2 protein-coding genes and 1 pseudogene are annotated in these 7399 nt (G+C 36.3%); 1 reads left to right on the top strand and 2 read right to left on the bottom strand.

Annotated features, from left to right (window positions below; translation table 11 throughout):
- Positions 1 to 174: 174 nt before the first annotated feature.
- Both AFK68_RS18480 and AFK68_RS18475 read right to left on the bottom strand, forming a co-directional pair.
- Positions 175 to 2103, bottom strand: coding sequence for an iron uptake porin (locus AFK68_RS18480; RefSeq protein WP_094674029.1), 1929 nt, complete (start codon positions 2101 to 2103; stop codon positions 175 to 177).
- Positions 2104 to 3176: 1073 nt separating this feature from the next.
- The gene (locus AFK68_RS18475; protein ID WP_094674028.1) at positions 3177 to 4814 is read right to left on the bottom strand and encodes an HD-GYP domain-containing protein; all 1638 of its coding nucleotides are present in this window, start codon (positions 4812 to 4814) and stop codon (positions 3177 to 3179) included.
- Positions 4815 to 5265: 451 nt separating this feature from the next.
- Between AFK68_RS18475 and AFK68_RS18470 the strand changes: the two are divergent.
- Positions 5266 to 6026, top strand: a pseudogene (locus AFK68_RS18470) (IS5 family transposase).
- Positions 6027 to 7399 lie beyond the last annotated feature (1373 nt).

The following is a 7399-nucleotide window of genomic DNA, read 5'->3' as shown; positions in this document are numbered from 1 at the left end:
ATAAAAACTTTAATTCCATAAGACTTAGGAAAATAAATCCGGTTGCTACGATAAATATTTAGTATGAACAATATACATTTAATCAACAATTAGATTTATGGCTTAAGTTTGCGTAAGTATTATTCCATTAATTTATAGGGTGGCAAATACCACCCTAATTTTTCCAACTAACTACTAGAACTGGAACGTAGTTCTAATAGTACCAATAATTAACTCATCATTATCATCATCTTGGTTAGCATTTGTAATTACAGTCACACCAGGAGTAATTGAAATGTTATCTGTAACTTGATATTTGTAGAATGCTTCAATGTGCCATGACTGGTCTTGTCGTAATCCTGAAGCCAACCCACTAGGAACTTCTAAATCATTCATGTATGGTTCTCGTCCTACAACAATACCACCTAAACTACCTTCCTTAAATAAATCAGGGAAAGCGATAGTAGCTCCATAAGTCCAGATTTCAAAATCACCTAAGCCAATTAGTTTGCCATCAAGATATGTACCAAAGCCATTAATTGTTACCCAATCAGCAGCTCGCCAAGACATTTCTACACCATAGGCATTAGTAGAAACTGGCTTGGCAATATTAACTGAACCTGGTTTGCGGTCATTGAGTCCAGCATTTAGACCATACACACTGTTAGCAACACCTGTCCCCACAAACCCACTATTTAAACTCTGATTATTACCTAGACCTGTAGCTGCACCATCATCAAATCCAAAATTTCCTGGTCCAAAATAGCCTTTGTTGTAGGTAAGTCCAATTTGGAAATTTCTGATGGGAGTAAATGTTAATTGTGCTAGAGCAGCATAGTCTCCATTAAACAAACCTTTTCCTTCACGAGGATCTTCACCTTCTGCTGCTAAGTAGCCAAAAGATAGAGAAAATGGACTATAGGTACAAGCATATTGGTCTTTGCAACCAAAATCATACTCAATTCCAAGTCCTTTACCACCCCCTAAACGATAGATTGGGTTCCTTTGACCAAAAGCACTAAGAGAACCACTTCCTCCATCAAAATCTTCCATATAAGGATTAAGTGTAGGAACAAAGTCATACCAACTTACCTTATTGGCAGCAACAGTTACTCTGATGTTATCTCTGACAGGGAACTTATAGAATAGTTTATCTAGCTGAACTGTATCATCTGTACGGTCAAGAATATTAAAGGTTTGCTGTCCTTCAGACTCGGCTATCCATTGGTTAAATGCTTGAGCATTACCTGCTTGTAACCGTGTAAATAATAAGTCCTCACCAGAAAAGCTAGTATTGAAATTCAGACGTACCCTATATTGAAATACTGTTTGATCTTCATCCTGGGTACTATCACTAAACATTCCATATTCCCCTTGGTCTTCAAAGTTATCAACAAGGGCAAAAATTACCTCACCTCTAAGTTTAGTAGTTGTAGAGAATTGATTAGCCTCCAATTCAGCAGCACGAGCTTCTAGAGCATCGACACGACCCCGGAGAATTGCTAATTCTGCGGAAAATTCTTCTTGTAACCTTTGTAGAATAGCCAGGTCTTCTCTAGTTACTGTATCTGCTATAGCAGCTTGTAAAAGTTCTGTAATTCTATCTAGACAAGCGTTAACACCAGCAGCAAATTCAAAACGGGTCAAAGCACGGTTGCCTCTGTAAGTACCATCTGGATATCCAACTATACATCCATAACGCTCAACTAAGGATTGTAGTGCTTGAAATGCCCAATCTGTAGGCTGAACATCAGAAAGTTGAGATACAGAAGTAACCTGACCTTTTGCCGTTCTACCATTTCTACGATTAGCTCTGTTAATGTTACGAAGACCTGGTTGACGAAGATTGCGACCTTCTCTACCATAGCGGTTGATTTGTCGTATGGTAGTTGCTGGTGTATTGGCAACGGAATTAGCAGAATTTGTTACAGGAACTTGAGCTAATAGTTCAGTTCCCTGTATATCTATATTATTTGTTGATAAATTTTCAGTTGTTGCAGCTTGAGGCTGAATAACTGTATTAGTTGGTTGACTTTCAATTGCCATAGCAGTTGAGGATGCAACGAGGGTTGCTCCTAAGACTGCTGGACTAAAAAGTAAACAATTCCAGAATATTTTTGACATTTTCCCCTCATCCTCACACCGATTACAGAGAGACTATTTTGCTCTTTTATTTAGTTATTTTCTATTAGGGTAGGATTATCAATTATTGCTTGATAGTCCTTCATCTCCACTAGATACTAAATTTAGGTATTAATAATGGAGTTGAATAGCAGGTTGTCCAATTTTCTCTCAGAGTCAAGATATCTCTTTCCAGAATTAGGTTTGTTTCGAGCAATATTAAAATAATTCCAACCCTAGAACAAATTTTGATATTTGTTCGACTTTTTTATAGCACAAACAGACTCTTTATATAGACCTTTACTACAAATTTAGATTTTTTACCTTAAGATTTTAGGTTTTAGATATACCCAAGCTGAGAATGACAAAACCAGCAGCTTGTCCATATAAATAAGTTAGGTAGATGACTGACAGACTATCACAATTTTTTTTGATCAACAACCTCTATCCAAAATTTTGTTCATTCTCTCAAGAATATCCTAATTAATTTTTGATCTACAATTATGTATTTATAGAAATTTGGGTTGTGCAGAAAAGTGTGGGATAAGTCGGGTATGGCTGGTAAATCTAGTCTAAAAGCACTGATATAGCAATGAGCGCTGGTATATTTACAAATTGTAGTAGGGGCAAAAGAGCTAGAAGTCTTATATTATCGGCAATTTATTCCCTCTGTTGCCTGTTCCAATAGTGCCTGTTCCCGGAGCACAGAGCTATATATAAAGGTTAAGCGCCCAGATGGGAGCGAAAAAGTGCAAATATTTAAGCTTGAGCGACCAAAAAGTTAGGATAAATATACAGGTAGAATTATTGCTCCTACTTTCGGACATCTACCCACCCTTCCCACACTTCCCACACTTTCTTGACGCACAACCGAAATTTGTATACCTTATACCAATTCCCATGCATTAATGCTATACTTAGACAAAACTTCAGTTATTAAGTAATTAAACTAAGGTAATTACTTTTTTGTTAGTTTCAGGAAATTTAGCATTAATTATTGTTGTTTGTAGGGACCTTGCATGCAACGTCCCTACCTTCCCCTACTCTGAAATAGATAAAGTTTTTGAGAAATGGTATTACTTGCTGTGTCCTAGTATCGAAAAGACTTGTCTCTGTTCAAATAGTTCCAAGAAATGACTATTAATTTTATTCGCGGCTGCTTCAGAACGCATAATTCTCAGAGCAACTTCTACAGGTAAGCCTTTTTTATAAGGGCGATCGCCAGCCGTTAAAGCATCATATATATCTGCGATAACTATAATTTGAGCTTGAATAGAAATTTCTTTGTCTTTTAGTCCCCTAGGATAACCACTGCCATCTAACTTTTCATGGTGTCCATAAGCAATTTCTGGTATATTCTGTAGATTTTTTGTCCAAGGAATTCGCTTTAAAAATTCGTAAGAATCTGTTACATGAGCTTCCATAGCTTGTCGTTCTTCAGGAGTCAAATTACCCCTAGGAACTCCAAGTTGAGCCATTTCCTCTGGTGTAATCAGAGGTTTAATTTTACCGTCTATATCTTTGTAGGTGTAAAGTGATATTTGTTGTAGTTGCTTCAGTGGTTCTTCTGCTATAATTGTTGGCTCGTTAGCCCTTAGTATTGTTTGCCAATAGTTATTAAGCTGAGTAATTTCTGCTTGTAACTCTAAATCCAAATTTTCTATTTTTTCGCATAAAGGACAATTGTCTTGAGTATGTTGTTGAGATATGTCAGACAAATGTCCAAGTAAGTATTTGTACTTCGTTTGAGCAGATTCCATTTCCAAAGTACGTTGGGCTATAGAAAACCTTTGCTCAATTAGGTCTAATTGTTCTTGATATAATTTTTTGCGTTTGGTTAATATAGCTTCTGGCACACCTATTTTACCGAAATCATGTAATAGAGCTGCATAACGGACTTCCTGAATTTGCTCACTACTAAAATATATGGCCGACAATAGACCATTACTAATCATATTTACTTCTTCACACAGACCTACCGTTAATTTTGCTACTCGCTCTGAATGACCAGATGTACAAGGGTCTCTCGCTTCTATTGCTTGTACTGATGCTTTAACAAAACCCTCAAATAAATTTTCTATATTTTCTTGTAGATGATTTCTTTCTATAGATATAGCTGCTTGAGAGGCTAGAGAAATTAATATTCTCTCTTCCCATTCTGAGTATGCTTGAGTTAATTCTTTGGCATTTTCTGTTGTCAGTACCACATCAGATTTAAGTTTACGGTTAATTAGCTGAAGCACTCCAATTATTTCCTGATGTCGATTTTGTATTGGTAAAATCAACACTGAACAAGTACGATAACTTGTTTGCTCGTCAAAACGTTGATCAAACTTATAGGGAATATTTTCTGGAAGATTGTAAACATCTGGTAAATTTAAAGTATGACCTGTTAAGGCAACATACCCAGCCAAACTTTCAGATGTCATAGGTAATTCTAGTTCCTGAAAGGTAAATTCTGATTCTGATAAAGAATCATTTTGCGCAACCTTGAACAATAATTTCTGTTGTCTAGTGTTTACTTTATCTACTAAGTAAACACTACCTGCATCACTACAAGTTATCTCCCGACTTTTGGATAATATTAAATTTAATAGTTCACCCAAATTATGAGTGTCAGATAAAGCCACTCCAATGTCTAGTAGCTGCTCTATCAATAATTCTGTGGTCTCAGTAGGTTCCGACAACCACTTAAGTGTATTTAACTGGAGCATAGTTGAGGCTTAGTCAAGAGCCTTGACCTTAAATTAGATGAATACTAATTAATATAATTGTTTTTCCTATGAAAGTGTAGTCAGAGAAGATAATTTTCAACTAAGAATCTTCAATTTCAGGACTTTAGCCAACAAATTTTTAATTATGGTCTACTAAACATAACTTCCTGATCAACTCTAATACCATTTCTCAAAAACTTTATCTATTTCAGAGTAGGGAAGTAGGAGAGTGGGCGAGAATTCAGCAAAAAATACAATGAACAATTAATAATTAATAATTACCCCTCCTCAATAATTAACAATGAACAATTAACAATTAATAATTAATGATTATCACGGCGCTTAGGAGCAATATATAAACTATTTACCTAGGGCGTGTCATCAATTAAAGAGGTTGACATTAGCGTGATAGTATGCTGATGAAGAATAACATCAAGGAGGAATGTTCTAAATGACTAGACGCTATGGGTTACGCGATGACCAATGGGAACGGATTCAAAATTTACTACCAGGACGTAAAGGGACTGTAGGAAGGACAGCAAAGGACAACCGCCTCTTTGTGGAAGCTGTTTTATACAGATATAGAGCCGGAATTCCTTGGAGAGACTTACTCTTATTGATTTGGAGACTTCCGGGTTGTCCATACCCGTTTTAGTCGCTGGAGTCGTTCAGGGGTCTGGGAAAGACTATTTCAAGCTCTAGCTGAGGATGCAGATAATGAATATGCCATGATTGATGCCACAATTGTTCGTGCTCATCAACATAGTGCCGGGGCTAAAGATAGTAGGGCAGAACAGGAAGATATTGGTCGTAGCAAAGGGGGATTGAGTACCAAGATACATGGGGTAGTAGATGCTTTGGGTAATCCCACCCATTTTTTTAACTCCAGGCCAAGGCTGCGACTTGGATGGAGCAGATGTTCTCTTACCAATTGTAGAGGCTCAATCAGTTTTAGCTGATAAAGCTTATGATGCTTATGAGCGGGTAATTAGACCTTTGGCTGAAAGAGGAATAGAAGTAGTAATTCCACCTAAGAAAAACCGGAAAGAAAGCCGTAACTATGATGAGATATTGTACAAAGCACGGCACCTGATTGAAAATTTCTTCGCCAAGCTCAAACAGTATAGAGCGATCGCTACTAGGTATGACAAGCGTTCAGTCAACTTTCTAGGAGGAATTTATGTCGTAGCCTCAGTTATTTTATTAGCATAGCGATCGCTATCTGTATAGATCATACAATACCCATTTTGTCAACCTCCTTAATTGATGACACACCCTAGCACTCGCCCTCAGAATATATTAATTATTCATTACAAAGGGAGGCTTTAAACCTTAATTTTTGAATGAATAACTAATTATTGATGCTTCAACTCTTAATTATTAATTATTAACTATTAGTTATTAATTATTCGGTAAAAATCAAGAATAATTAATGTTAACTCACCTAAAATCAGCAAAACAGTTATTCTACTAAAGTAATTACTTAATAACTGAAGTTTTAACATAAGTAAAGCATGACTTTTGGGAATTGGTATAAAAGCCTTTATCTGTAGATTATTTAGCCTTTTTTTTGTCAAGAAAGTTCCAGCTTTGCGCTTACTCTATTAGGACTTACGCAGAGAAACTATATATAGCGTTCAAAACCATTGCGCAATAGTTTTTTAACTCTATACATAGTACCTTTGCGGAAGTCCTGTCTATTTCAAAATACTCATATTTTTAACAGACTAAATAGTGGAAAAATCTCAGACAATTATTCCCTCTAGTCCTTCTTCAATTCATTTTCCTCTTGACTCCTACTCCTACCCTTAAGAATTTTTTAGCAAACCCTCAATAAATTCAGATACCCATAGATATTCAATGAGTTAAGTATTACTAAATTATCAATCAAGTCACATCAAATGACTCCATCAATATCAACATCATAGTTTAGTTAAGCATATATTTAACCAGAGATAGTTCAATAATTGATAATTACCTCTCCCTAAAAGGAAGAGGATTGAATAAAAGGAAAATTTTTTCTTCTCTTGGTCGATTGGATATGGCGAGGTTTCCCGAAGAGTGCAGAGCCGCTCCGCTTTTCATGTCAGCTCAAGCGCCGAAACAGCATCCCATCCTGACGGAATGCGAGCAATTCATGTCGCGAAACGTTAACGTTTGCGGAGCATTCCGTCAGGAAGTGCGCTACCTAAACGACCGCTGTTTCTCCTTTAAAGGAGAGGCTTTAAACCTTAATTATTCGGTAAAATATATATAGCAAATCCACGCTTATATTGCGGGTAATCAAAAAGTAGATAAAAAACCTGAAAATCACACCTGTTCCCTAAAAATAGTAAGGTTTTTATACACAAAGACAATAGAAAAGCTATAGTTTTACCTCTCATAATTTTTCCAAAACCTATGATATAAAAAAAAATACTAAGAGTTTTCAAATGATATCAAATCAGTTGGCTTCGGAGTATTATAAAAAACCGGGTTTATGGGAGATAGATGGTAGGGACGCCCTTATGCAACGTCCCTACAAGGGCATTTCATATAAACCCGGTTTCTACGCTTTTTTACACCGATACTACCGGATTTGATAT

This window comes from Hydrocoleum sp. CS-953, assembly GCF_002260545.1.
In the GTDB taxonomy this organism is placed as follows: Bacteria; Cyanobacteriota; Cyanobacteriia; order Cyanobacteriales; family Microcoleaceae; genus Trichodesmium.
Note: the sequence above shows the minus strand (reverse complement) of the source record. Positions and strands in the feature narration are given on the sequence as shown.